Genomic DNA, 22,711 nt, shown 5'->3' on the forward strand with positions numbered 1-22,711 from the left:
TGACGCGTCACAGGGGATTCGCTGACGCGTCACAACGAGCAGCGGCACGGCAGACGGCTAAGAGGTCCTATGTGTGAGGGTCCCAGGGGGAGCGAAGGTGATCTCCCGGCTTGGTGTGACTCTTGGAAATGCCCGCTTGTTGTGCTGTTTTGCTTGAATCTCGTCCCAGCTATAGACGTGGCCACCCTAGTGCTCCTATAAATCCATCCGATGTCTTCTTCGGGGCCCCTGTCACCCATCCCCTCGACACCCTCGACACCCTCGACACATGGAGCCGCACCATGTCCTCCGACTCCCTCAGCAGACGCACAGTGATGAAGGCCGCCGCCCTCGCCGGAGGAGTCGCGGCCTTCGGCCTGCCGCAGGTCCTGTGGCCCTCCACCGCCCAGGCGTACACCGTCCCCTCGAAGATGGACTGGTGGTACCAGGCGAGGTTCGGGATGTTCATCCACTTCGGGTCGTACTCCTACCTCGGCCAGGGCGAGTGGGCGTTCGACAACCAGCAGTGGAGCAAGGCGGACTACCAGACCCGGGTCACCCAGAACTTCGCCCCGACCCGGTTCAACGCCGCCACCATCGCCGAACTGGCCAAGAACGCCGGCATGAAGTACCTCGTGATCACCGCGAAGCACCACGAGGGCTTCGCGATGTGGGATTCCAACGTGCCCGGCTTCACCGACACCACGGGCACCAAGCCGTACAACCTGCACGACTACACCGGCGTCCAGAACGACCTGCTCATGGACCTCAAGACAGAGTGCGAGAGCCGTGGCATCAAGTTCTGCCTCTACTACTCGATCCTCGACTGGAACCACCCGTCCCAGACGGACCGTCACGAGGGCGGTCTCACCACGATGTCCTCGCAGACGGCCCGCACCGCCTACATCGCCGACCTGAAGGCACAACTGCAGGAACTGCTGGACCGCTACGACCCGGCACTGCTGTGGTTCGACGGCGACTGGTTCGACGAGCCGGCCGGCCCCACCCTCGAGGACTGGTGGCTTACGTCGGACGGCAAGGACCTCTACGACTGGCTGATCGCCCGCAAGCCCGGCCTCATCGTCAACGAGCGGGTCAAGCGGGACCACGGGCTGGGTGACTACGCGGTCGCGGAGTTCGGGGTGCCCAGCACGCCGATGGGCCGGCCGTGGGAGCGGTGCGCCACCATGAACGGCGCCTGGGGCTACGACGCGTCGAAGGAGAACTCCTACAGATCGGTCACGGACATCGTTCGGGAGCTCGTGACGGTCGTCTCCCGGGACGGCAACCACCTGCTGAACATCGGCCCCAAGGGCGACGGTTCGGTCAGCGCGGGCACCCAGACCGTCCTGACCGGCCTGGCCTCATGGATGTCGACGTACAGCGACAGCATTCACGGCACCAGCGGCAGCCCGTTCGCCGCGGACCCCGCCTGGGGGAGGGTCACCAAGAAGAACGGCAAGCTCTTCGCCCATGTCTTCACCTGGCCCACGAACGGGCAGTTGCGCATCCCGGCGATCGACAACACGGTCAGCCGCGTCTATCTGCTGGACAACCCCTCGGTCTCGCTCCCTTACACGGTCACCGACCAGATCAATGTCACCGTCCCCGCCACCGCGCCGAACGCCATCGATTCCGTGGTGTGCGTCGAGGTGCAGGGCATGCCCGTGCGGGTCTCGGCGACGGTGTTCCAGAACGTCAGCTACGACGGTGCCCGGGCCGTCCTGCAGCTGGGCGGCTACACCTCCTCCCAGCTGTCCGCCGCAGGCCTGGGACCCGCCATGATCTCCTCCCTCCTGGTGCCGGACGGCTACCAGGTGACGGGCTACTCCGGCGACAACTTCACCGGCACCGCCTGGACGTTCACCGCGAACACCCCCGACCTCCGGGTGACCGGCAACAACGACGTCATCGCCTCGCTGAAGGTGACGTTCAGGCCCGACAAATACCTCCGCCTGGCCAACGTCACGAACCACCTGGTGCTGGACAGCGGCGGCAATGTCGCGAGCGGCTCGAACCTGAAGCAGTGGGAGTCGGTGAACAGTAACAATCTCCAGTGGCAGGCCATCGAACTGGGGAACGGCTACTACAGGCTCGTCAACCGCACCAACGGCATGGTCGCCGACGGCTGGGGCGCCACCGCCAACGGCGACCCGGCCCGGCAGAAGGCCTGGGACGGCGGCGACACCCAGCAGTGGCAGATAGTCCACCGGGGCCAAGGCCAGTACTCCATCGCCAACCGCAGCACGGGCCTGGTCCTGGACGGCGGCGGAATGGCCGCCGCAGGGGCCGTGACCAAGCAGTGGACATGGCAGCAGAGCACCAACCTGCTGTGGACGATCAGCCCGGCCAGCTGACTGGCGCCACCCCGCGGGGGCCTGTGCCCCAAGGCGCAGGCCCCCGCGGAGCAGAGCATCAGACTCGGTCGGCGGCGATGAGGAGGTACTGGAAGGAGCCGTCCTTGTACGAGTTGATGAACGCGTCCTCGATTCCCGTGACCAGCGAAGACGTTGCCCGCAGCTCCCAGTAGGGCAGGGTGTCGGGCGTGAGATCGATGACCGCCTGAGGCACCAGACGGTTGTCGGCCATGGCACGCAGGTACTCCCTGCGCGAGTGGATGTTGCACTCGAAGTGCGCGTTGATCTGGGAGACCCACTTCGAAGGCTGGCCGTAACGGGGGTTCCAGCAGCCGGTGATGGTCACATAGCGGCCGCCGACCTCGAGGATGCGGGAGTGTTCCGCGAAGAGGTCGTGCAGGTCGACGTACATGCTGGACTCGTTGTTCCACGAGGCCGCGGCCCGACCGGTCTCGAAGGGCGTGGAGAGCATGTTGCAGACCCGGGCGCGGACATGGTCCTGGATACGGAGTTCCCGGGCACGCCGGTTGGCGAAGTCGGCCTGCTTGGCCGACAGCGTGACACCTTCGACCTTGCATCCGAAGCGTTGGTGCGCCATCACCATCGACCCACCGCGCCCGCAGCCGGCGTCCACAAGGGTGTCGTCGCTCCCGATGTCGCCGAGGTGCCCCAGGAGGAGATCGGCCTGCGCCGACTCCAGGCGGTGGAGTTCGGCGATCAGCTTCTTCTCGCTCTCGCTGTCCTCGGCGTCGCCGAGCGCGGAGTGGTCGACCTCGCCGATGCCGTAGTGGTGGTGGTAGAGACCGTCGACATCGCCGAGACGCAGGTTGACGGGCCTGGCCTCCCCGTCCCAGTAGCGGGCGATGTCTCCCTGGTAGGGAGACGCCGGACCGGGGATACACACAGGGGCGTCGGTGGCGGTGAGTTCGGTGCTGGTCGTGCTGCTCACAGATGAATCCATTCTTGCTACCAGAAATCGGGCAGGCTGTATCGATAGGTGTTGGTCTGGTGCCAGTGGTGGTTGCCGTCGACCCACGCGGCCACGCCTCGCAGGAAGCGCTGCACACTCGGGACGGGACAGTTGGCGGTCAGGGCTTCGGCTTCGGCCTCGAAGGCGTGCATGAGGTCGTTGTGGACCTCGACCGACTTCAGATAGGCGTCCCGGTCGGAGAGGCCCTCACGTTCGGCGATCACGACAGGCAGGTTCAGGTGCCGGCCCGGAGCGTCGAGTTCCTTGGTGTACGAGTACAGGTCGTTCACGATGGTCGTCGCGTTCCCCGCGAGCGCGATGACCTTCTGCATGTCGGCCTGGGCGTGCAGGTCCATCGGCAGTTCGTAGCCGCCGACGGTGTCGGTGATGGTCGGGCAGGGGCGGAAGTTGTTGAACTGGCGCATCGCCAGGTACTCCCACACCTCGGGTACGTGGTCCAGCTGCGCCCAGGCGGCTTCGGCGAGATACCCCAGGTGAAGCCGGGCCATGTCGTGCCGGAACCGGTCGCTCTGGGAAGGGCTGGCCACCTGGGAGAAGTAGCCCATGGCGGAGCGGTAGGCGCGCCGGGGCGCGTCCGCGTCGAGCGACTTCGCCCATTGCCCCTGGTACTCCTCCGTCGTGTACACGGGGTCGAGTGCCGTGTGCGCCAGCAGGAGGCGTTCGCCGAGGCCGACGGGTGAACCCCCGTGGTCCTCGCAGTAGTAGTCGTCCACCGCGTTCTCGGCCACCATCAGACGGGTGGCGATCATCAGGTGGTCGACGGTGGGCGCGTCCGGATGGCAGCCGACCATGTAGCGGCCCACGGAGAAGCCGTCGAACTGCTCCTCCAGATCCTTGGGATACAGGGAGACCTCGTCCAACGCCCAGGACTTGATCCGTCGGCTGACCTCCTCGACCCGCGCCGGGTCGGGCTCGGCCACCTGATGGTGGTAGAGACCGGGGATCGGCCTGCCCTTCGCCGTGGCCGCCGACGGCTCCGCAGGCGTCGGCGGCTGCTCCCGAAGGATCAGGCGCAGGCCCGCCGTGCCCAGGCCGCTGGGGCCGCGCAGGATCCGTTCCAGGCCGGGCATCGGTGGCGGCACCTCGGCTGTCGGAGGCTCGGGGGGCAGCGGCGCCGGCACGGTGAGCGCGGGTGCGGCCGGCGTGGCGGGCAGGGCCGGCGCACCGGGTGACTCGCCGGTGGCTGCCTTGACATCGCAGGCACGGGCCGCGGCTTGAGCGAGGACATGAGCCCCGAAGTCGGCAGCGGCCACCGGCAGGCTCGACTGCGGAGGGGTCGGCTCGGGCGCGGGCATCGATGGCTCCTTGGTGGGGTGGGCGTTCGTCCTGGGATGCCGGGCCCGCTACCTGGGCCGGCGGGCGATCTGCACGTCCTCCAGGACACCGACCGCGTCCGGGACGAGGATGGCGGCGGAGTAGTAGGCGCTGACGAGGTAGGAGGTGATCGCCTGTTCGTTGACGCCCATGAATCGCACCGACAGGCCCGGTTCGTACTCGTCCGGCAGCCCCGTCTGATGAAGCCCGATGACACCCTGGTTGTCCTCGCCGGTACGCATGCAGAGGATTGAGCTCGTCATCTCCCGCGTGATGGGAATCTTGTTGCAGGGAAGGATGGGCACCCCGCGCCAGGCCGGGACCTGCTGACCACCGAGGTCGACGTGGTCCGGATACAGCCCGCGCGCGTTGAACTCACGCCCGATCGCCGCGATGGTCTTGGGGTGCGCGAGGTAGAACTTCGACCCGCGACGGCGGCAGAGCAGCTCGTCCATGTCGTCCGGGGTCGGCGGGCCGGAGCGCGTCTGGATACGCTGCTTGAAGTCGGCGTTGTGGAGCAGGCCGAACTCCCTGTTGTTGATCAGCTCGTGCTCCTGGCGCTCCCGCAACGCCTCGACGGTGAGCCTGAGTTGCTCCTTCGTCTGGTTCATCGGCTCGTTGTAGAGGTCGGAGACCCTCGTGTGGATCCGCAGGACGGTCTGCGCGACCGAGAGTTCGTACTCGCGGGGTTTCACCTCGTAGTCGACGAACGTGCCGGGCAGATCGTGCTCGCCGGTGTGTCCGGCCGACATCGCGATCTCCGCCTCGCCGCGGTGGTTCTGCCGTTGGCGGGGAAGGGACTTGAACCTCTCGATGTGGTCCCGGAGGGCCGGCGCCATGGACAGCACGGCCTCGAAGTCGGCGCGCGACAGGGTGAGCAGGGTGCCCGAGGTCACGGCGGTCGCGGTGTGGTCCCAGGGGGCGTGCCCGTCCAGCAGGGCGTGGTCCCCGAACCGGTCGCCATTGGCGAGTACGTCCAGGGCGACCTCGTCGCCGTACCCACCGACGGAGGTCCGGCTGACGCGGCCGTGGGCGATCAGGTGGAGTCGGTCCGCGGGGGCGCCGCGCTCCACCAGCGTCTCGCCGACCCGGAAGTCCCGTTGGACGCACCGATCGGCGAGAGCGGTCAGTACCTCGACGTCGTCGAAGCCGCGCAGCAGGGCCAGTTCACCGAGTTCACGAGGAATCACCCGGACATCGGCGCCGTCCTGGACGAACTCCACGCTCCCGTCGCCGACGGTGTAGGTCAGACGACGGTTCACCCGGTAGGCCCCGCCCTTGGCCTCCACCCAGGGGAGCATCCGCAGCAGCCAGCGAGAGGTGATCTCCTGCATCTGCGGGGCGGACTTGGTGGTGGTGGCGAGGTTGCGGGCGGCCGCCGTGCCCAGGGATTGCCGGGGCGGCTCCAGTTGCGCTTCCGGGCTCGAGTCAACAGTCATCGGGCGAGCACTCCTTGCTCAGGGCGGTGAGGGCACCTGTATGGGCTCGTCGGACCAACAGGAGAAAAAGGGGGTATTCAAGGGGGAATCCGTCCAGATCCAGGTGAACAGTAGTGGCCACGTCGGCCTGTGGACCAAGGAAAGCGGGCGACGTTAACTCGATACGATGATCGCGCCCCGCACGATGTTTGCCCGGCCGTCGACAGGGTTCGGCCGACGTAACGCGCGGCGCGGCCCGGCGAGCGACCGGTCGGTTTCAACGCCCGAGCGTCTGCCTTCTACCGCTTCCTGTCCGCTCGGTAGTTGGCGTTGGGGATGACCACACCGGTGAGCAGTCGGTCGGGGCCGACCTGCCAGGCTCGGATGATGGCTTCCGGGGGTGCGTGGTCGCCTTTGATCCGTTTCTCGTCGATCTCGTAGACCCAGTCCTCGCCGGGCTTGCCGTGCAGGGCCGCCTTGACCAGTTCGTCAGGCACGTCGATGCCCGCCCGGTCGGCCGCCTCCATCGCGGCGATCCGCCACTGGAGCGCGTCCCGCATCTGCTCCCAGCCCAGACCCGTCGCTATGTCGAGCGAGCGGCGGCAGCACTCCGCGGCCTCGGCGAACCGGTCCTGGGCGCGCAGGACGAATGACATGCCGGACAGGACGCGCATCTCGCCGGGCAGGTCGTCGAGTCGCCGGTAGGCGTCAAGCGCCTCGGTCAGGACGGCGTACGCCTCCTGCAGCCGGTCCGCCGACCGGTAGACGTCCCCGGCGCGCACGAGGACGGCGGCGTGGTCGGCCAGCCGCGCCGGATCCGCCGCGGCGTGGCGCCCGCTGTCCTCGACCAGCTTCTCGATGTCTCTGACTTCCTTGCGCTGTTTCCGGTTCATTCATCCCCCCTGGTCGATCCCTGGCTCTCACGGTCCCCGGTGCACATACGCTGCCCAGTCCACCGGGTGGGCCCGCTCGCGCAGCTCGTCGAGCGTCTCGTGCAGCGCGTGCGCCGCGCGGTCCGCGTCCAGTTCGCCGCTGCGAGAGAGCCGGGAGTAGACCGCCTCGGCCATCCGCGCGGCGTGCCGGTCCTCGATGTGCCACTGGGTCGCGACCACATGCCGGTAGCCGGCGAGTTGGAGGACCGCCGACAGGTGCAGCGCCTCATCGATGAGCCGGCCGCTGCCCAACGTCGTCATGCACGCGGACAGATACGCCAACTGCGCCCCCTCCAGGCGCCGGTCGGCGAGGTCGAGCACGGTCAGCGGCCCGTCCGACAGCACGATCCCGGTGTGCAGGGGCCGCTCGGGATCAGGCTCCGTGTGCCCGGCCAGATGCAGCCACGAGTGCTCGGTCAGCGCCCGCAACACCGCGGTGCGGGTGGCCTGTGACCCGGTCCGGACGGTCAGCCGCTCGGGCGGCACCACGGCGGTGAGCCCGGCGAGCTCCTGGCGCACCTCGGGCAGCGTGGGCTGCCGCCCGTCTCCCTCACCCACCCCTACGGCCAGCACACGGGCGGGTGCCGTGTCCGGGTTGTGGCGGGCACGCAGCAGCGCGCCGAGACCGGAGACATAGGAGGGCACGACGCGTCCGGGCACCGACCGGGTCGGATCCGCGCCGGAGCCGTAATGGCCGGCCGCGTGCACCGGCAGGAAGGTCAGCGGTCCCGTCGGGCACCACCACAGGCGTGGCAGCGGTTCCGCCGGCGTGCCGGTGAACCCGAGTGCGTAGAGTACGGGCTCGGTGACCGTGTCCCACAGCCAGGCCAGCATGTCCACCAGTTCCTCGCGGAAGCGCTCGCGTACGAGGAAGTCCTTCGGACCCCTGAACTGAGCCGCGTAGGACAGGGACTCCAGATAGGTGTTGCACCTCTCCAGCGCGGACTCGTGACTCAGCCCGATCAGGGGCACCAGGGTCACCCGCCCCTCCGCCACCACCAGCGCGTCGCAGCGGTCGTCGGCGACGTTGAGCCACACGACGGGGCCCTCGTCGGCGGCGTGGCGCAGCCGGTCGAAGGGCACGGGGGCCAGGAAGTCCGTCCAGCCGGGGAGGCCGCGCACCTCCCGCACCGTCACGTCCCAGAGCCTGCTCAGCCGCCCTCGCTCCGCGTCGTCCGCGGTGGCGCCGTCCAGTCCCCGGCGCGCGGTGTGCAGTCGGTCCACCAACTCGGGTTTTGTCACGGCCAGTTCCGACAGATCGGACCGCAGACGCAGGCTCTGGCCCCAGAGCACCGAAGTGCCCTGTTCGAGCATTTCGACAGCGCTTTCCGGCCTGCCCAGGCGTACCGCGACGGCCGCCGCCTCGCTCGCCAGGCCACGCACGTCCGCCAGCGCCGATTCGCGGCTTACCCGGTCCAGGCCGTGCCAGGCGATGACCTGGAGCAGGTCGACCGCGGTGTGCAACGCGGTCAGGGCCGCGTCGGCGTCGCCCCGGCGTTCGGCTGTCCCCGCCCAGACGAGCGCCGTCGTCAGCCGCAGCCTCGGCGCCGCCGTCGGCGAGGAGACGACGGAACGGAGCACTTCGAGGGCCTCGGCCAGGTCGGCGTCGGCGCCGTCGCGGTCGTGCCTGCTCAGCAGGATGTTGCTGAGGTTGGTCAGATGCCGTCCCTTCGCCGGATCGTGCGGCGGAGTGAGGTCGACCGCACGGCGCACCAGGGTGATCGCCTCGTCCAGATCGGCGTCGTTCCCGGCGTGTTCGAACCGGTCGTACAGGGCTGACGCGAGGTTGGACAGCATGACGGACCGGCCCAGCGGATCCCCCGCGTCGCGCTCGACGGCCTCTCTGTAGAGCCGGACGGCTCGGTCGAGATCGTCTCGGTCGCCGGACCGTCCGAAGCGGGTGTGCAGGAGGATTCCGAGGTTCGAGCGGACGTGCGCGTATGCGGAGTGGGCAGGGTTCAAGTGCTCGACGGACACTTCGGCGGTGTGGATGGCCAGGTCGAGATCGGCGGCCTTGTCGGTCCGGAGGAAGTGCAGGCGCAGGGCCATGGCGAGGTTCGCCATCCGGCCCGCCCAGTCCGGATCGTGGGTGGGGGTCTTGTTGACCGCCTGGCTGCTCGCCGTCAGTACCTCCTCCAGGTCGGTGATCGCTCCTGCTCGGTCGTACCGCGCGGTCAGCAACCCGCTCAACTCGTCGAGCAGGTCAGCCAGTTCGTCGCGGGCCGGACGGGCGGTGATCAACAGGCGGGTGAGCGCGATCGTCTCGTCGAGGTCCTCGGGCGTGCCGCGCAGCCGGTGTCGGACCGACAGCCACTGCCGCAGTCTGCCGGTGACTTCGGCCCACTGGGGGTGGTCTGCGGGAAAGCCCGGCTGGGCCCGTCGGCCGGCGGCTATCGCGTCGTCGAGGTCCTCGGGCCGCCCGGCGAGTTCGAACCGCGTGAACAGAGCCTCGGCGAGGCGCATCACCTCGGTGGGTTCGGCGGCCGGGCCCGCGCTCAGTGCCCGCTGCCGCGCCACGAGTTCGTCGAGTCGGGCCGGATCCATGACCGGACGCGCTGCCGGAGACGACTCGCGCGCCCCAACTCCCGCGCGTGGCCGCCCAGTCAGTCGTGCCACCCAGTCGCGCACACCGACCATATTGCCATCATCACTTACTACACTGGTGCAGTTCCACGCATGCGGGGGAGGACGAGGTTGATGCCGAGCGAGCCGGCCGCCGCCGAGACAGCCGATGTGCCCTACCAGGTGAGCACGGCCTACCGGTGGACCGAACGTGCTTTCCGCCTGATCGAGTCGGGAGGGATGCGGGCCGGCGTGGTCGTCGGCGAGGGAGTGGTGACGGCGACCGTCGGTGGCCCGTGCCCACGGTGCGGGCATCAGTTCGTCGACCGGCAGGTCGGCCAGGCGGTCACCCCAGTGAGGGGCGGACACGACGCGGAGCCCCTGCCGCCGACCGTGGTCATCGACGTCAGTTGTGGCTGCGGCGAGCCCCACGAAGGCGCCCCCGAGCAGGTCACCGGGTGCGGCGTCGCCTTCCGGGTCCAGTTGGTGCTCGACGAGGACGGTCCGGACGAGGCGGACGAGGCGGCCCGATGAGCGTGCCGCCGCGCTACCGGGCACTGCTGCCCGACCGTCCGCCCACGCCCTCCGATCTGACCGAACGGGCCGAGTTCGAGCGGCTCATCGACGACTCGCTGCCTCGGGTGCAGGACAGCGCGGAGAAGTGGCGCAACGGCCTTGCCGCGTTCATCACCCTGGTGACCACCGGTTTTGTCATCAAGGGACGGGACGTGGTCGGCGACATGCCCGTGGGCTGGGGGATCGCCATCACGACGCTGGTCGCGCTCGGCCTCGCCGCCAGCGTGATCGGGCTGTGGCAGGCGCTGGCCGCCCAGGCCGGCGGTCGTTGGCTGACGCTGACCCTGGCCGACGTCCACGAACGGTACGGATCGGTACGGGCTCTGCGGGTCGCCGCCGCACGCCGCGCCGGGGCCAGGCTCGACGTCGCCCGTGCCGCCGTGGCCGTGGGCCTGGTGTGCCTGTTGGCAGGGGTCGGCCTGACATGGTGGGCCCCCGCCCCCACACCCGCCGCCTCCCCGCCCTCCTACCTGAAGGTCGAACACGGCTCGACGACAACCTGCGGCGTCCTGCGATCGGCCGACGGGGGGATGCTCCGCCTGACGGTGACGGGAAGGCACATCGCCGCCGTCATCCCGATGGCGCAGGTGAGCAACTTGTCGGTGGTGGCTGCTTGCGGCTGAGGAAAGACAAGAGCACGGGGCGCAGCCCCTGCTCTTGGGGGCGCGGGGAACTGCGCGACCAGCCCCCACCGGGCCGCACCGCTGGTTCAAGAGTCGACGGCGTGATCATTGGCCGGTCACATTGGCGGTGACCAGCCGGAGCAGTTGCTTGATGGTGGCGTCCTGCTCCGCGCTCAGGCCCATCGCATCACCGATCGCGACAGGAACCGTACGGGCCCTGTCCCGAAGCCCGGTACCGGCCTCGGTGAGGTGGATGGCGACAGAACGCTCATCATCGGGACGCCGCTCACGTCGCAGCAGTCCCGCCGCCTCCAGGCGCTTCAGAAGCGGTGACAGTGTGCTGGACTCGAGCTGGAGGGCCGCCCCCAGGGCGCTCACCGAGATCGAGTCCTGTTCCCAGAGGACGAGCATCACCAGGTACTGCGGGTAGGTCAGTCCGAGCGTGTCGAGCAGAGGCCGGTAGCGGGCGGTGACCGCCCGGGAGGCGGCGTACAGGGCGAAGCACACCTGGTCGTCCAGGATCAGCGACCCCTCGGGCCGTTCTGCAGTGATTTGTTCCACGATGCGGCTCCTGGTGTCCGTGCTGATCATCGGCGTCGACCACGTTACCGTCCAAGTCTCCTCGATTATATCGAGCCCTAATAAGTTGCGCACGATCTAATAGCTCGCTACTCTTCTGCTCGTGCCACCGCTTCCGACCGGGACTACCGTCGGGAGTGCTCCGCGGCACCCGCACTCCAGGAGGTCGCCATGACCGACACCAACGCACGTCCCGTGCTCGAACCCGCCGCCCAGTCCTTCGCCGAGGCCACCGCGAACCCGCCGTACCTGTTCGACCTCGGTCCGGTCGAGGGACGCAAGACCGTCGACGAGGTCCAGTCCGGTGACATCGCCAAGCCGGACGTCGACGAGGAGTGGGTCACCGTCTCCGGGGGACCGACCGGTCAGGTCCGCGCCCGCGTCGTCCGCCCCGCCGGAGCCGCCGGCACTCTCCCGGTGATCCTCTACATCCATGGCGCGGGCTGGGTCTTCGGCAACGCGCACACCCACGACCGCCTGGTGCGTGAACTCGCCGTCGGCGCGGGCGCGGCCGTGGTCTTCCCCGAGTACGACCTCTCGCCCGAGGCCCGCTACCCGGTCGCCGTCGAGCAGAACTACGCGGTCGCCCGCTGGATCGTCACCGACGGAGCCGCAAAGGGCCTCGACGCCACCCGTATCGCCGTGGCCGGTGACTCGGTCGGCGGCAATATGAGCGCCGCGCTCACGCTCATGGCCAAGGAGCGGGGCGACGTCCCACTGGTTCAGCAGGTGCTGTTCTACCCGGTTACCGACGCGGCCTTCGACACGCCCTCCTACCACCAGTTCGCCGAGGGCTACTTCCTGCGGCGCGACGCCATGCAGTGGTTCTGGGACCAGTACACGTCCGACGAGAAGCAGCGCGACGAGATCACCGCGAGCCCTCTGCGCGCCTCCGTCGAGCAGCTGCGCGAGCTGCCCCCGGCCCTCGTGATCACTGCCGAGGCCGACGTCCTGCGCGACGAGGGCGAGGCCTACGCCAACAAGCTCCGCCAGGCCGGCGTACCCGTCACCGCGGTCCGCTACCAGGGCATCATCCACGACTTCGTGATGCTCAACGCGTTGCGCGAGACCCACGCCGCCGAGGCCGCGATCAACCAGGCGATCCTCACCTTGCGCACGGCCTTCGGGGCCACCGGCCGGATCGCATCAGACCGACCTGCTGGGCGGTGAGGAAGACGTCGGACCCGCTGTCCATGCCCTTCATGATGTGGTGGGCGATGGGGCGGAACTGGGAGGCCTCGGTGATGGCGATGACGAAGCGCAGCATGCCGCGCGCCTGGGTGGTGCGGTCGGTGCGGTCGGTACCGCGGACGCCGAGGTCCCGGAGGCTCTCCTCGAGGCCGGACCCACTCAGGTCGACGGCGGTCAGCGACTGGTTCGCGACGCGGGCGAGAGCGTCGTAGCCCTGCCTGCCGAGAAACCAGTTGTCGTCGGTGGCGTCCTCCTTGCCGGGGACGTCGGAGACGAGGTTCAGGGCGAAGTCGCGCGGGGTGTCGCTGGAGAAGAACCGCACGACGCGGAAGTCGCTGAGCCGGACGATCGCGTGCAGAGTCGGGAAGGTGTCGCCGCCGCTGATCACGATGTCGGCGAAACCGCTCCCGTCGGCCGAGGCCTCGGCGAGGTTCCGCAGGTGGTCGAGCATTGTCCGATAGGTGTCCGAGCCGCGGTTGATGTCCCAGCGGACCTGCGGGAAGTCGACGCGTTTCTCGCCGGCGGCGGTCTCGGCACCCCCGGTCGGCAGCGCCATCACCAGGAATCCGAGCAGGACGGACAAGGTGACCGTGATGAGGACGCTGGTGGGCATGGAGTGCTCCGGGATGTTCGACGCGCTGGGACGTCACGACCGACATTCACCGCCGAAAGGTTGTTCGGCAGGCCCCTGTTGCCGCCGCATGCAAAGACAGAAGCCGGTTTAGAGACTATTTGTCCGAATGTGAGAATGCTGGGTTCTCCCACTCGATGTCGGCCCGCCCTGCGGTCCCGGGGCGCACGGTCGGCTGTCGTGGAACGACGACCGTCCATCCGGGGCTGTAGGAGTTCGGCACCGGGAAACGTTGCCAGTCGCGCGCCCAGCGCGGTGGCTTCCCCATGCGGAGGACCAGCGCACCGGGTCGCGCCGGGGATACCGTCTCCGAGACAGTGCAGCCCGCGGTGTGGGCGATGGGAATCGTCGAGGTGTTCCCTGCGAGGACACATGGCGGGTGTACCCCGTGTTCGCGCAGCACGGCGGCGATCCTCTTCCAGTCGCCGCGGGCCCGCTGCTGGATGCTCGCATGGGTGTGGACGAGATCGATCTGGATGCCCACATGTCCGAGGAGTGCCAGGGTGAGCACCCCGGCTGTCGGCAGCGAGCGGCGGGTGCGGGCCCGGTGGACGACGGCGAGGAGCCCGACAGCGGCGGGGAGCGCCAGCAGGGCGTACGCCGGCAGCAGGAACCGTGGCGCGGCGTAGGGGACGAGGAAGAGATACGGCGCCGCCGCGGCCACCGCGACCGCCACCGCCGGCCACAGGGGTGCGGTGGACCGGCGCGCCCGGCGCTCCGCCCACAGTCCCAGGCCGACCAGCAGTGGCAGCAGCACCCACCACTCCGTCGCGGGCAGCCGTACGCTGTCGCCCGTGCAGGGGCGACACAGCAGCGGTCCGTCCAGCGCGGTGAGATGGGCGCCCAGGGTGAAGACGGCCCGCAGGCCGCCCTGGACCTCGTCGGCCTCCGCGAGCCGGTTCCGCACTCCGTCGAACCGCACCTCCGCCTCGACGATCCATGGCAGCGCACCCGCCACAAGTCCGGCCGCCACGGCCGACAGACGCCCCCGGAGGCGGCCGTGGCCACGCAGGGTGGGCATCAACAGGGCTGCCAGGAGCAGTGGCACGGCGACGGCCACACCGTCATTGGGTCGCATCAGGGTCACCACCGCCAGGCCTGCCGCGACACCCGCGTACCGGGGGCGTGGCACGAGGAAACAGCCCACCGCGGCGGTGGCACCCATCGCGGTGTAGTGGTTGGGCATCGCGGAACCGGCGTAGAACAAGGTGATCCACAGGCTGCCGTACAGCCCGGCCGCCACCCACACCGCCGCCGGGCGACGCACGATCCGCAGCCAGGGCTGGAATCCCAGCCAGAGTGCTCCGCCGGCCAGCACAAGCAGCCACACCCTGAGCAGCACCGTCGAGTTGCTCCACAAGGCGATCGGAGCAAGCAGCAGGGGGACGCCGCGGGTACGCGGGGCGCTGAAAGGGGTCGCGGGAGCGTACGGTCCGAAGCGGCCGGCGTACACGAGCTCGTCCCAGCCGAGCCGCAGCGTGAGCGGCACGAGGACGGCCGACAGCAGACAGAACCCGGCGGCCACGATCCACAGCCTCCGCTGCGCCGAGACCACTGTGCGATCAGTGTTCATCCGACCCGGCCCGTCGGCCTGGCCGGGTGGTGGCTGCTGCGTTTCCGACGCGGAGATCGTCATTGCCTCGGGGGAGGACATACGCTTTTCCTCGGTGACTCAGAGTGCCGAGATCCGGCCTTGTCGCACCGAAACTGGCAACGGGAAAGTTGTTTGGCACCCTCCTTTTACCAGGTCAGGTAATCTTGTGGACGGTTCTCGGTCGGGGGACCCGCCTCTGGCGCTGGTCACACAAAGTGTTCATGTGGCTGACCGGCCCCGATGCGGAAGCGAGGAGCTCCGGTGTCGCTCAGGGGGTGTGCTCACTTGTGCCGTCGTGGCCGAGCTCGGTGAGGGCGCGGTCGAGGGTGTGGGTGAAGAAGTCGACGGCGGTGGGGTCGATGCACAACGGCGGCTTGATCTTGAGGATGTTGAGGTGGTCGCCGGTGGGCTGGACGATGACACCGAGGTCGAGCATGCGGTCGCAGAGTTCGGCGGTTTCTTCGGTGGCGGGTTCCAGAGTGGTGCGGTCGCGGACGAGTTCGAGACCGAGGTAGAGGCCGGAGCCGTGGACGGCGCCGATGATTCCGTGGCGGGGCGCGAGAGCCTGGAGCCCTGCCTTGAGCCGGGCGCCGGTGCGCAGGGCGTTGCCTTGGAGGTCCTCGTCCCGGAGGGTGTCCAGGACGGTGAGGCCGGCGATGCTGGAGACGGGGCTGCCGCCGGTGGAGGAGAAGAAGTAGCCCTGGTCGCGATAGCGGTCGGCGATGGCGCGGGTGGTGATGACGGCACCGAGGGGATGGCCGTTGCCCATGGCCTTGGCGACACAGACGACGTCGGGGACGACCTGCTGCTGCTCGAAGCCCCAGAACCAGTTGCCCAGGCGGCCGTAGCCGACTTGGATCTCGTCGGCGACGGCGAGTCCCCCGTGCCGGCGCACCGCCGCGTACACCTGCTGGAGGTAGCCGTCGGGCAGCGCGACGCCGCCGGCGTTGCCGTAGTAGGACTCACTGAGGAAGGCGCCCGCCGGGTGACCGGAGGCGGCCATCCTGTCGATCACCTGGACGGCCTCGGGGGCGTAGTTGCCGGCCTGTTCGTCGCGCCAACGCCCCCGGTAGGAGTTGGGCGAGTCGACGGTGTGGACCCAGCGCGGGCGGGTGGCGAGTGCGTTGGGGTTGTCCTGGAGGGAGGTGGAGACGGCGTCGGAGGCGTAGGTCCAGCCGTGGTACGCCTCGCGCAGGGCGACGACGTCGTGCTGCCCGGTCGCGCCGATGGCGAGCCGAATCGCCAGGTCGACCGCCTCGGAGCCCGAGTTGACCAGGAACACGGTGTCCAGCGGGTCGGGCAGCAGTGCGGCGAGACGCTCGGTGAATTCCACGACGGCGGCGTAGTGGAAGCGGGAGTTGGTGTTGAGCTTGCGCACTTGCCGCGAGATCGCCTGTTCGATGCGGGGGTGGGCGTGGCCGAGCGGGGTGACGTTGTTGACCATGTCCAGATATGAGCGGCCCTCGGTGGAGACCAGGTGGTGCCGCCAGCCGCGTTCGATGCGCGGCGGGTTGTCGTAGTAGTGCTCCTGGACCGTGGCGAATACGGCGTCGCGCCGCGCGAGCAGGTCGCCGTCCGGTGCGTTGACGGCGGCGGGCAGCCCGATGAGCGGGGTGGGATCGGCGGTGAGCGCGAGCCAGCCGGCGGCGTACTCGGGCCGCACCAGCGCCGGGACCGTGGGCGCGCCGGGCTCCTGGAGCGAGACGTGGACACGGGCGCCTGCGGGCAGGGCGACCAGTGGTTCGCCTGCGCGCAAGGGTGTGCCAATGGGCGGGACGGGGTCGACGGCGTCGACAGTGTCGGGGAAGGACAGGTGCAGTACGTGGGGGCCGAACGTGACGGCCGCGTGGCCGGGAGCTGCCGCGAGCACCTCGCCGTCGCCGGGCGCCTGCAGGACGGCTGGCCCGTTGAGCCACAGGTCGACGCCGGTGGCGATGGTGGCGGGTGAGGTGGTGGACAGGGCCGTGGCCGCGGTGAGCCGCGCCTGGCCGTAGTGGGTGGCGACGGTGGCAGCGCCCTCGGAGAGCAGGGCAGCCGCGAGGTGGTCGTCGGCTGCTTCGGCCAGCCAGGCGCCGTGGTCCGTGGTGTCGGACCCGACGGACAGGTCGAGCACTGCGACACCCGCGGGGTCCAGTCCGGCCAGGACAGGACGTGCGGGCTCTGCCGGGGTGATCCGATGGTGGGTCAGGCCGAGCGTCTCGGCGATCAGGCGGGTCATCACCGCGGTCGGTACGGCGGTGGCCTGCTGGAAGATGCGCCACTCCCGGTCGAGGGCGGCGTGGACGTAGGCGTTGTCGCCGTCGATGGCGGCCTGGTGGCGGCCGCTGACGACCAGGGTGGCCGCCCGGAGTACGACCAGGGGCCACAGAGCGGCGACCTCGGAGGTGGAGAGCGGGCGTATCTCGTGGAAGGCGCGGACTGCGGGCAGGACGTTGTGCGGTTCCACGCCGTCGTGGTGGAGAACCGAGGACAGCGATACAGCCAGCTCGCACACGGCCCAACTGTCCGTCAGGTCACCGAGGTCGATGATCCCGTCGGGCAGCGGCAGGGTGCTGTCGGGTGAGCGGACCAGGTTGTCGTCGGTGAGGTCCAGATGCACGGCCTGGCGAGGGAGCCGGTCGGCGACCTCCACCACCGCGGCCCAGGCATTCGTGGTCGCGGCCAGTACGGCAGACCTGCGCTCGGCCTCTGCGACGTGGCCCAGGAGTCGTGCGACCACTCGGTCGGCGTGGCGGGGGTCCCACTGCAGGACCCGCTCCAGCCCCGGATGCTCGAAGGACCGGAGGGCGGTGCTCACCTGGCCCGCGACGCGGCCCATGGCCGCAACCGTCCGGGGCGACAGATGGCGTGGACCCGAGAGTGTCCCACCGGGCAGGAACCGCAGAAGGCGGGCGGTGACCGGGCCGCCGTCGGTCGGTACGAGTGCGATCCGGCGATGGCCCTCTGGGTCGCGCAGTACGGTCGCCAGGCGCAGGCCGGGCCGGCTGCCGGCGATCAGGTCGGCGGCCATGTCCTGGGCGTCGATCTCGGTCGCGGTGAAAGCGGGGTTCGCGATCTTGAGAACCGCTACCGGCGTCCCCTCCGCGGTCAGCAGGAAGTTGGCGTCCTGCTGGCTGCCCAGTGACTCGGCCCGGACCGTGAGACCGAAGTGCTCGGCGGCGATCCGGCCGGCCTCGTCGGCCGTCAACTGCGGGGACGGCAGGGCCTCGTGGGTGAAGAAATCGACGGTGGGCCACTTGTCGTACGTCATGCCGGATCCTCGGCTGCTGGAAGGGGAGGGGATGAACGTGTGACGGCCGGCCACTCGTGACATCGGGCCGACGTCCTCAGCTGACGTCCCACAGGAAGCGGTGGGTGTGGATCCCGAAGTACGGGAAGCTCTCCACCGCCGCGACGCCCTCGACGGGGCGCACGACGTCGTTGACGAAGTCCAGCAGGTCAGGCGGACGGCGGCACACGACCTCCACGAACAGGTCGAAGGTGCCGGAAGTGAGCACGGCGTAGACGACCTCGTCATGGCGGGAGAGCTCGTCGGCCACCGCACGGGAATCACCGTCCACGCGCAGGCCGAGCAGGGCCATGGCCTGCCCGCCCATGCTCATCGGGTCGGTGACCCCGACGACCTGCACCACCTTGGCGTCGATCATCCGCTGCAGCCGCTGGCGCGCGGCCGAGGGCGACAGCCCGACCTTCGGCCCGAGGTCGGCGTACGGGATCCGCCCGTCCGCCTGCAACTCCCGAAGGATCGCCCCGTCGATTTCGTCCACAGTCCGCACCTCCCGATGTGCGCAAGCAGCAAACCACGCGATGGAATCGTGCGCAATAGCTTCCTGGAACACTCGAAACGCGTGTTCCGAAAGTCGAATCATGCGCGCGGGGGTTGGGGGTGCCTCTATGTCCTTCGTCAAGCACCCCGTTGGCGGGCGAGGCGGAGGAGGGCCTGGGTGTGGGTTTGCCGCGGCTGCGTTGCTTGTCGTAGTAGGTGCGGGAGGCGGGATCGGCGTTCATGCAGGCGAAGGCGGAGAAGAACATGGCGCGTTGGGCTGGCGGTTGCCGCCTCGGGGCGCGTGTTCGCCGTGGATCGAGGTGCCCGACGACTTAGTGGTGGGGCGAGTCCGGCGTGGGGGGCGAGGTGGGCGGCGCTCGGGAAGCCGGTGCCGTCGCCGACGGTGACCAGCAGGACGGCGGCGGTCCCGACGCCAACGCCGGGCATCGACGTCAGGACCGGGGAAAGAGGGTGGGCCTCCAGCAGGGCTTTGATCTGGGCTTCCGTCGCCCGGCGCTGGGTGTGGACGGCGGTGAGCCGGCAGGCCAGGGAAGGGATCACGATGTCCAGGGTGCCGGTGCCGGTGCCGGTGCCGGTGCCGGGGACGACGACGGTCTGCTCGTCGAGGGCGTCGAAGACGTCGTCGATCAGCCGGGTGGCCATGCGCGGGGCCTTCGGGCGGATCAGTTCGACGAGTCTGTGGCGGCCGGCTTTGCGCGGGGCGGCCGGGGATCCGTAGATGGCCTCGGCCGCGAGGTCCTGGTCGAAGTCGGTCAGCACGGTCAGCTCGGCGCGCGCAGGCGCTGCCGATCTCGCGGTGTCCAAGCCGGACTTGAGGATCGTATCGACCAGCGGCAGCGACCCGGCCCGCGAGACCACCCCACGGCCGCCGCCCTCGACACGAACACGCGTCTGATCAAGGCCCGGAGGAGGCCGTTCGCAAGGCCCGGGGTCAGCCGTTTTCCCGGCCCGGCAGGGGCGCGCCGTCCAGGAAGGCTTCATAGCTCGCGACGGCGCCCGGCTCGATTTCAGGGTTGCCCGGGCCGTAGCGGGTGTCGGTGCGGTCCCGTTTCGGCCCGGAGACCCAGAACTCCTGGTCGGTCTGCACGTCGTAGAAGTTCGCATCGGACATCCCCGGTGCCCGACGCAGTGTCCTGCCGTGAAAGTACGCGGTACTCCAGGTCTTCGAGAAGTCCACCCACCCGATCCACGAGGGTCCGCGGTCGGTGTTGTAACCAGTCTTCAACTGCACGAACATCAGACGTCGAGGCATACGCTCAGGGTCCTGCACAGGCCGCACCCGTGACCAGCCATTTTGCGGCCGCCGACAAGTCCCCACACCGCCGAGGGGGTTCGGACAGCTGGGTACGGCCCGATGCGCTCCATCCTGCCGCCGTTCTCAATCCGGCCCAGGTGCTTCGGCTGCTCGAGGCCGTCGCTCGTCAGCTGGGGCGGGGTCCTCATCTCGAAGCGTTCTTCGGCTGCGTGTACTTCGCGGCTATGCGGCCTGCTGAGGTCATCCATCTTCGGGTGAGTAGTAGTCAAGACGTAGTCAAGACCTGTGGATCGGTGAAGTTATCGTCTGATGCTCCGGTGCCATCTGATCTCGCCTTCGTGCCATTCGTCGGTCGGTGTGAGCCCGGCGGCAGTGGCGACGGCAGCGGATGCCCGATGCTTGGGGTGGATGTGGGCGATTACGGTGTGCACCGGCTGCTGGTTGAGCCAGTCGACGAGTCCTTGGGCTGCTTCGGTGGCGATGCCTCGTCCCTGCCACGGGGTTCCCACCACCCAGGCGATCTCGGCGATGGGGCCGTGGCCGGAGAAACTGACCGTCGCCTGGACTGTGCCCGTCAGGCAGGACTCATCACGGAGCCGGATCACCCAGTTCAGCCAGGACACGGCCGGATCGGGAGAGCCTGCCGTCACGCGCTGGTAGCGGGCGCGCAGGGCTTGCGGGGTGTCCGGGGTGCCGCCGATGAAGGTGTGCAGGGCCGGGTCGGACAGCACGGAAGCCATCTCCTCGGCGTGCTCGACGTGCAGCGGCAGCAGGTCCAGCCGCCCGGTGCTGATGGCCTGGGCCGCGACGGGGCTCACGCCGCGGCCGCCTCGGGGCGTTCGACGAGCTGGCCGCGTTCGAAGCGGGCTCCGGCGCGGACGAGGGCGACGAGGTGGGGTGCGTCCACGGCCCGCCACCGTTGCCGGGCGGACTCGACGAGTTTGAAGACCATGGCCAGGGCGGCGGTGCGGGAGCCGGCGCCGCGGGTGACCTTGGTCCGCAGCCGGACGGTGGAGAAGGTCGGCTCAACGGGGTTCGTGGTCCGCAGGTGGATCCAGTGCTCGGCCGGGAAACCAGAGAACGCCGGCAGCTGCTCCTGGCCGTCGGTGATCTTCTTGACCGCCTTGGGGAACTTCGCGCCGTAGAGCTGGGCGAATGTCTTGATCGCCGCCTCGGCGTGGTCGCGGTCCTCGGCGCCTGTGATGTCCTGGATGGCCTTCTTCGCGCCCGGCTGCGCGGACTTCGGCATGGAGTCGAGGACGTTGGCCGTTTTGTGAACCCAGCACCTCTGTTCGTGGGTTTCGGGGAACACCTCCGCAAGGGCCTTCCAGAAGCCCAGGGCGTCGTCGCCGACCGCGAGGACCGGGGCGCGCATGCCCCGGCGGGCGCAGTCCCGCAGCAGGTCAGCCCACGACGCGCCAGATTCTCGGTAGCCGTCCTTGAGGGCGACGAATTCCTTGGAACCGTCGGCGCGGACCCCGATGAGCACCAGGACGCACGCCTTGGCCTCCTCCAGACGGACGTTGAGGTGGATGCCGTCGGCCCACACGTAGACGTAGTCGCCCTCCGACAGGTCGCGGTCCATGAAGGCGGCGTGGTCGGACTGCCACTGCGTCGTCAGCCGGGTGACCGTCGCCGCCGACAGCCCGGCGGAGGAGCCGAGGAACTGCTCCAGGGCGGGCACGAAGTCGCCAGAGGACAGGCCGTGCAAGTAGAGCAGGGCAGCACCTCGCTGATCTTCGGCGACTTGCGGCACCACGGCGGCAGGATCGCGGACGAGAAGCGCCTGCGCTCGCCGGCCTGTTCGTCGACGCGCTTGTCGTTCACCCGCAGGGCCTTTACCCCCACCACGCCGGCAGTAGTGGTGACCTGCCGGGGCTGGTGATAGCCGTCGCGGACCACCAGGTAGCGCCCCCTGGCGTCGCGCTCGTGAGCCAACTCGCCTATGTAGGAGTTGACTTCGGCCTCCAGCGCGGCGGCCGGCATGCGCCGTGCGCCTTCCCGGACAATCTCATCCAACAGCGTAAGCACGGGCGTGCCTTCCCGACCGACGCGGCAACGTCGGCCTAGCTCGATGACCTATCGATCGATCCATCGGGAAGTACGCCTCCTTTCGTCAGGGATGATCCACAGGTATTGAGCATTGCTCTCTTGGGGTCGAGCAGTGCCACTTGCCGAAGACTGGATGAAAGATGCTCAACTCGCGGGCGGGGTTGTCACGTCGGCAAGGAGCGGACCGACGGCGGTGAGGTGCACGAGGTGCACCCGCTCAAGCTTCGCGCGGCAAACGCGACACGGCCGAGGGCTGATCCGGGGGTATGGCCCGTGACTGGTCCGGAAGCTCTGGTCAGGAGGGGTGCAGTAGTGGGAGGAATTGGTAGTGAACACGCAAGCCGGGCTCGCTCGAGAGTAGGTTGAGTAAGAGGGCGCCTGACTGGTGAAAGACCAGGTCAGGCGCCTTTTTTCGTGCCTTTAGAAGAAGCCCAGCTTCTTCGGCGAGTACGACACCAGGAGATTCTTCGTCTGTTGGTGGTACACACTCACCGTCGCCTCTGACCTGCGACAAAGGGTGGAATCGTCTGCTGCTGAGCCGACTTGGTCCGCACCTGGTCCGGATCTTGGTCCGTGATCTGTGATGTTGGCGTGCGAGTCCTGCGGTACGACATGGCACAGGTCGTACCGACGGTCCAGGGGCGTCCAGCGGGTCCAGGGCAAGCGCTTAAGACTGCCTCGTGGATGGCATCGGTGATGGTCATACCGTCCCACCGAGCAGAACAGCCACCGGCCGCGGGCGGACAGCCAGTCGACGAACTCGTGAGTGCCGCCACCCGAGTCGGTGCGGATCAGCGTCTGCCGTCCGCGCCGGCACTTCCCTTCGGCAGCTGCCTCGACGCGAGCCGGGTGGCTTCGATGTCATCGGTG

Annotated in this window: 17 protein-coding genes and 2 pseudogenes; 4 read left to right on the forward strand and 15 right to left on the reverse strand. The window is 69.1% G+C overall.

Annotated features, from left to right (window positions below):
- The first annotated feature begins 281 nt into the window (after positions 1 to 281).
- Entirely contained in the window at positions 282 to 2,336 is a 2,055-nt protein-coding gene (locus ABZ855_RS12475; protein WP_360805203.1) for an alpha-L-fucosidase, read from the forward strand.
- Between the two features lie 58 nt (positions 2,337 to 2,394).
- Here the strand turns inward: ABZ855_RS12475 and ABZ855_RS12480 are convergent, their stop codons facing one another.
- The 5 genes from ABZ855_RS12480 to ABZ855_RS12500 all read right to left on the reverse strand — a co-directional run bounded on the left by ABZ855_RS12480 (position 2,395) and on the right by ABZ855_RS12500 (position 9,535).
- Positions 2,395 to 3,297 carry a geranyl diphosphate 2-C-methyltransferase gene (locus tag ABZ855_RS12480; protein WP_360805206.1) on the reverse strand — a complete coding sequence of 301 codons (903 nt, stop codon included), beginning with the start codon at positions 3,295 to 3,297 and terminating at the stop codon, positions 2,395 to 2,397.
- Between the two features lie 5 nt (positions 3,298 to 3,302).
- Positions 3,303 to 4,622: a family 2 encapsulin nanocompartment cargo protein terpene cyclase gene (locus ABZ855_RS12485; RefSeq protein WP_360805209.1), complete on the reverse strand. Its 1,320-nt coding sequence runs from the start codon at positions 4,620 to 4,622 to the stop codon at positions 3,303 to 3,305.
- A 48-nt stretch (positions 4,623 to 4,670) separates the two neighbouring features.
- Entirely contained in the window at positions 4,671 to 6,080 is a 1,410-nt protein-coding gene (locus ABZ855_RS12490) for a family 2B encapsulin nanocompartment shell protein (RefSeq protein ID WP_360805212.1), read from the reverse strand.
- Between the two features lie 278 nt (positions 6,081 to 6,358).
- Entirely contained in the window at positions 6,359 to 6,952 is a 594-nt protein-coding gene (locus ABZ855_RS12495) for a tetratricopeptide repeat protein (protein ID WP_360805215.1), read from the reverse strand.
- 27 nt (positions 6,953 to 6,979) lie between these two features.
- Positions 6,980 to 9,535: a CHAT domain-containing protein gene (locus ABZ855_RS12500; protein WP_360805218.1), complete on the reverse strand. Its 2,556-nt coding sequence runs from the start codon at positions 9,533 to 9,535 to the stop codon at positions 6,980 to 6,982.
- Positions 9,536 to 9,688: 153 nt separating this feature from the next.
- On the opposite strand from ABZ855_RS12500, the gene ABZ855_RS12505 reads away from it, so the two are divergent.
- Both ABZ855_RS12505 and ABZ855_RS12510 read left to right on the forward strand, forming a co-directional pair.
- On the forward strand, positions 9,689 to 10,087 hold the full coding sequence (locus ABZ855_RS12505) for a hypothetical protein (protein ID WP_360805221.1): 399 nt from the start codon (positions 9,689 to 9,691) through the stop codon (positions 10,085 to 10,087).
- Complete coding sequence (locus tag ABZ855_RS12510; protein WP_360805224.1) at positions 10,084 to 10,752, forward strand: hypothetical protein; 669 nt, start codon at positions 10,084 to 10,086, stop codon at positions 10,750 to 10,752. The genes ABZ855_RS12505 and ABZ855_RS12510 overlap by 4 nt, the downstream gene beginning before the upstream one ends.
- Positions 10,753 to 10,857: 105 nt before the next feature.
- On the opposite strand, the gene ABZ855_RS12515 is transcribed toward ABZ855_RS12510, so the two are convergent.
- Positions 10,858 to 11,313: a MarR family transcriptional regulator gene (locus tag ABZ855_RS12515; protein ID WP_360805227.1), complete on the reverse strand. Its 456-nt coding sequence runs from the start codon at positions 11,311 to 11,313 to the stop codon at positions 10,858 to 10,860.
- A 189-nt stretch (positions 11,314 to 11,502) separates the two neighbouring features.
- Between ABZ855_RS12515 and ABZ855_RS12520 the strand changes: the two genes are divergently transcribed.
- Complete coding sequence (locus tag ABZ855_RS12520) at positions 11,503 to 12,501, forward strand: alpha/beta hydrolase (protein WP_360805230.1); 999 nt, start codon at positions 11,503 to 11,505, stop codon at positions 12,499 to 12,501.
- On the opposite strand, the gene ABZ855_RS12525 is transcribed toward ABZ855_RS12520, so the two are convergent.
- The 9 genes and pseudogenes from ABZ855_RS12525 to ABZ855_RS12565 form a co-directional block, all read right to left on the reverse strand.
- A complete protein-coding gene (locus ABZ855_RS12525) occupies positions 12,437 to 13,135 on the reverse strand; it encodes a ribosome-inactivating family protein (protein ID WP_360805233.1) in 699 nt (232 codons plus the stop codon). The two genes, ABZ855_RS12520 and ABZ855_RS12525, sit on opposite strands and share 65 nt — an antisense overlap.
- Before the next feature lie 115 nt (positions 13,136 to 13,250).
- On the reverse strand, positions 13,251 to 14,807 hold the full coding sequence (locus tag ABZ855_RS12530) for a hypothetical protein (RefSeq protein WP_360805236.1): 1,557 nt from the start codon (positions 14,805 to 14,807) through the stop codon (positions 13,251 to 13,253).
- Between the two features lie 208 nt (positions 14,808 to 15,015).
- Positions 15,016 to 17,997 carry an aminotransferase gene (locus ABZ855_RS12535; RefSeq protein ID WP_360805239.1) on the reverse strand — a complete coding sequence of 994 codons (2,982 nt, stop codon included), beginning with the start codon at positions 17,995 to 17,997 and terminating at the stop codon, positions 15,016 to 15,018.
- 76 nt (positions 17,998 to 18,073) lie between these two features.
- On the reverse strand, positions 18,074 to 18,514 hold the full coding sequence (locus ABZ855_RS12540) for an Lrp/AsnC family transcriptional regulator (protein WP_360805242.1): 441 nt from the start codon (positions 18,512 to 18,514) through the stop codon (positions 18,074 to 18,076).
- 137 nt (positions 18,515 to 18,651) lie between these two features.
- Positions 18,652 to 19,338 (reverse strand): transposase, encoded by a 687-nt coding sequence (locus ABZ855_RS12545; protein WP_360805245.1) that lies wholly within the window; start codon positions 19,336 to 19,338, stop codon positions 18,652 to 18,654.
- 127 nt (positions 19,339 to 19,465) lie between these two features.
- Complete coding sequence (locus ABZ855_RS12550; protein ID WP_360805248.1) at positions 19,466 to 19,771, reverse strand: hypothetical protein; 306 nt, start codon at positions 19,769 to 19,771, stop codon at positions 19,466 to 19,468.
- 317 nt (positions 19,772 to 20,088) lie between these two features.
- Entirely contained in the window at positions 20,089 to 20,607 is a 519-nt protein-coding gene (locus ABZ855_RS12555) for a GNAT family N-acetyltransferase (protein ID WP_360805251.1), read from the reverse strand.
- Positions 20,604 to 21,865: pseudogene (locus ABZ855_RS12560) on the reverse strand (IS256 family transposase). The gene ABZ855_RS12555 and the pseudogene ABZ855_RS12560 overlap by 4 nt, the downstream one beginning before the upstream one ends.
- A gap of 638 nt (positions 21,866 to 22,503) precedes the next feature.
- Positions 22,504 to 22,689, reverse strand: a pseudogene (locus ABZ855_RS12565) (IS1380 family transposase); the annotation flags it as partial.
- Positions 22,690 to 22,711: the final 22 nt, after the last annotated feature.

The organism is Streptomyces sp. NPDC047042 (assembly GCF_040644035.1).
Lineage (GTDB): Bacteria > Actinomycetota > Actinomycetes > Streptomycetales > Streptomycetaceae > Streptomyces.

Excerpts from the sequence above, each read along its gene's own strand:
- ABZ855_RS12550 (WP_360805248.1), bottom strand. The coding sequence starts at position 19,771 with ATGTTCGTGCAGTTGAAGACTGGTTACAACACCGACCGCGGACCCTCG.
- ABZ855_RS12485 (WP_360805209.1), bottom strand. The coding sequence starts at position 4,622 with ATGCCCGCGCCCGAGCCGACCCCTCCGCAGTCGAGCCTGCCGGTGGCC.
- ABZ855_RS12530 (WP_360805236.1), bottom strand. The coding sequence starts at position 14,807 with ATGTCCTCCCCCGAGGCAATGACGATCTCCGCGTCGGAAACGCAGCAG.
- ABZ855_RS12505 (WP_360805221.1), top strand. The coding sequence starts at position 9,689 with ATGCCGAGCGAGCCGGCCGCCGCCGAGACAGCCGATGTGCCCTACCAG.
- ABZ855_RS12480 (WP_360805206.1), bottom strand. The coding sequence starts at position 3,297 with ATGGATTCATCTGTGAGCAGCACGACCAGCACCGAACTCACCGCCACC.
- ABZ855_RS12510 (WP_360805224.1), top strand. The coding sequence starts at position 10,084 with ATGAGCGTGCCGCCGCGCTACCGGGCACTGCTGCCCGACCGTCCGCCC.
- ABZ855_RS12495 (WP_360805215.1), bottom strand. The coding sequence starts at position 6,952 with ATGAACCGGAAACAGCGCAAGGAAGTCAGAGACATCGAGAAGCTGGTC.
- ABZ855_RS12535 (WP_360805239.1), bottom strand. The coding sequence starts at position 17,997 with ATGACGTACGACAAGTGGCCCACCGTCGATTTCTTCACCCACGAGGCC.
- ABZ855_RS12490 (WP_360805212.1), bottom strand. The coding sequence starts at position 6,080 with ATGACTGTTGACTCGAGCCCGGAAGCGCAACTGGAGCCGCCCCGGCAA.
- ABZ855_RS12520 (WP_360805230.1), top strand. The coding sequence starts at position 11,503 with ATGACCGACACCAACGCACGTCCCGTGCTCGAACCCGCCGCCCAGTCC.
- ABZ855_RS12525 (WP_360805233.1), bottom strand. The coding sequence starts at position 13,135 with ATGCCCACCAGCGTCCTCATCACGGTCACCTTGTCCGTCCTGCTCGGA.
- ABZ855_RS12475 (WP_360805203.1), top strand. The coding sequence starts at position 282 with ATGTCCTCCGACTCCCTCAGCAGACGCACAGTGATGAAGGCCGCCGCC.
- ABZ855_RS12500 (WP_360805218.1), bottom strand. The coding sequence starts at position 9,535 with ATGGATCCGGCCCGACTCGACGAACTCGTGGCGCGGCAGCGGGCACTG.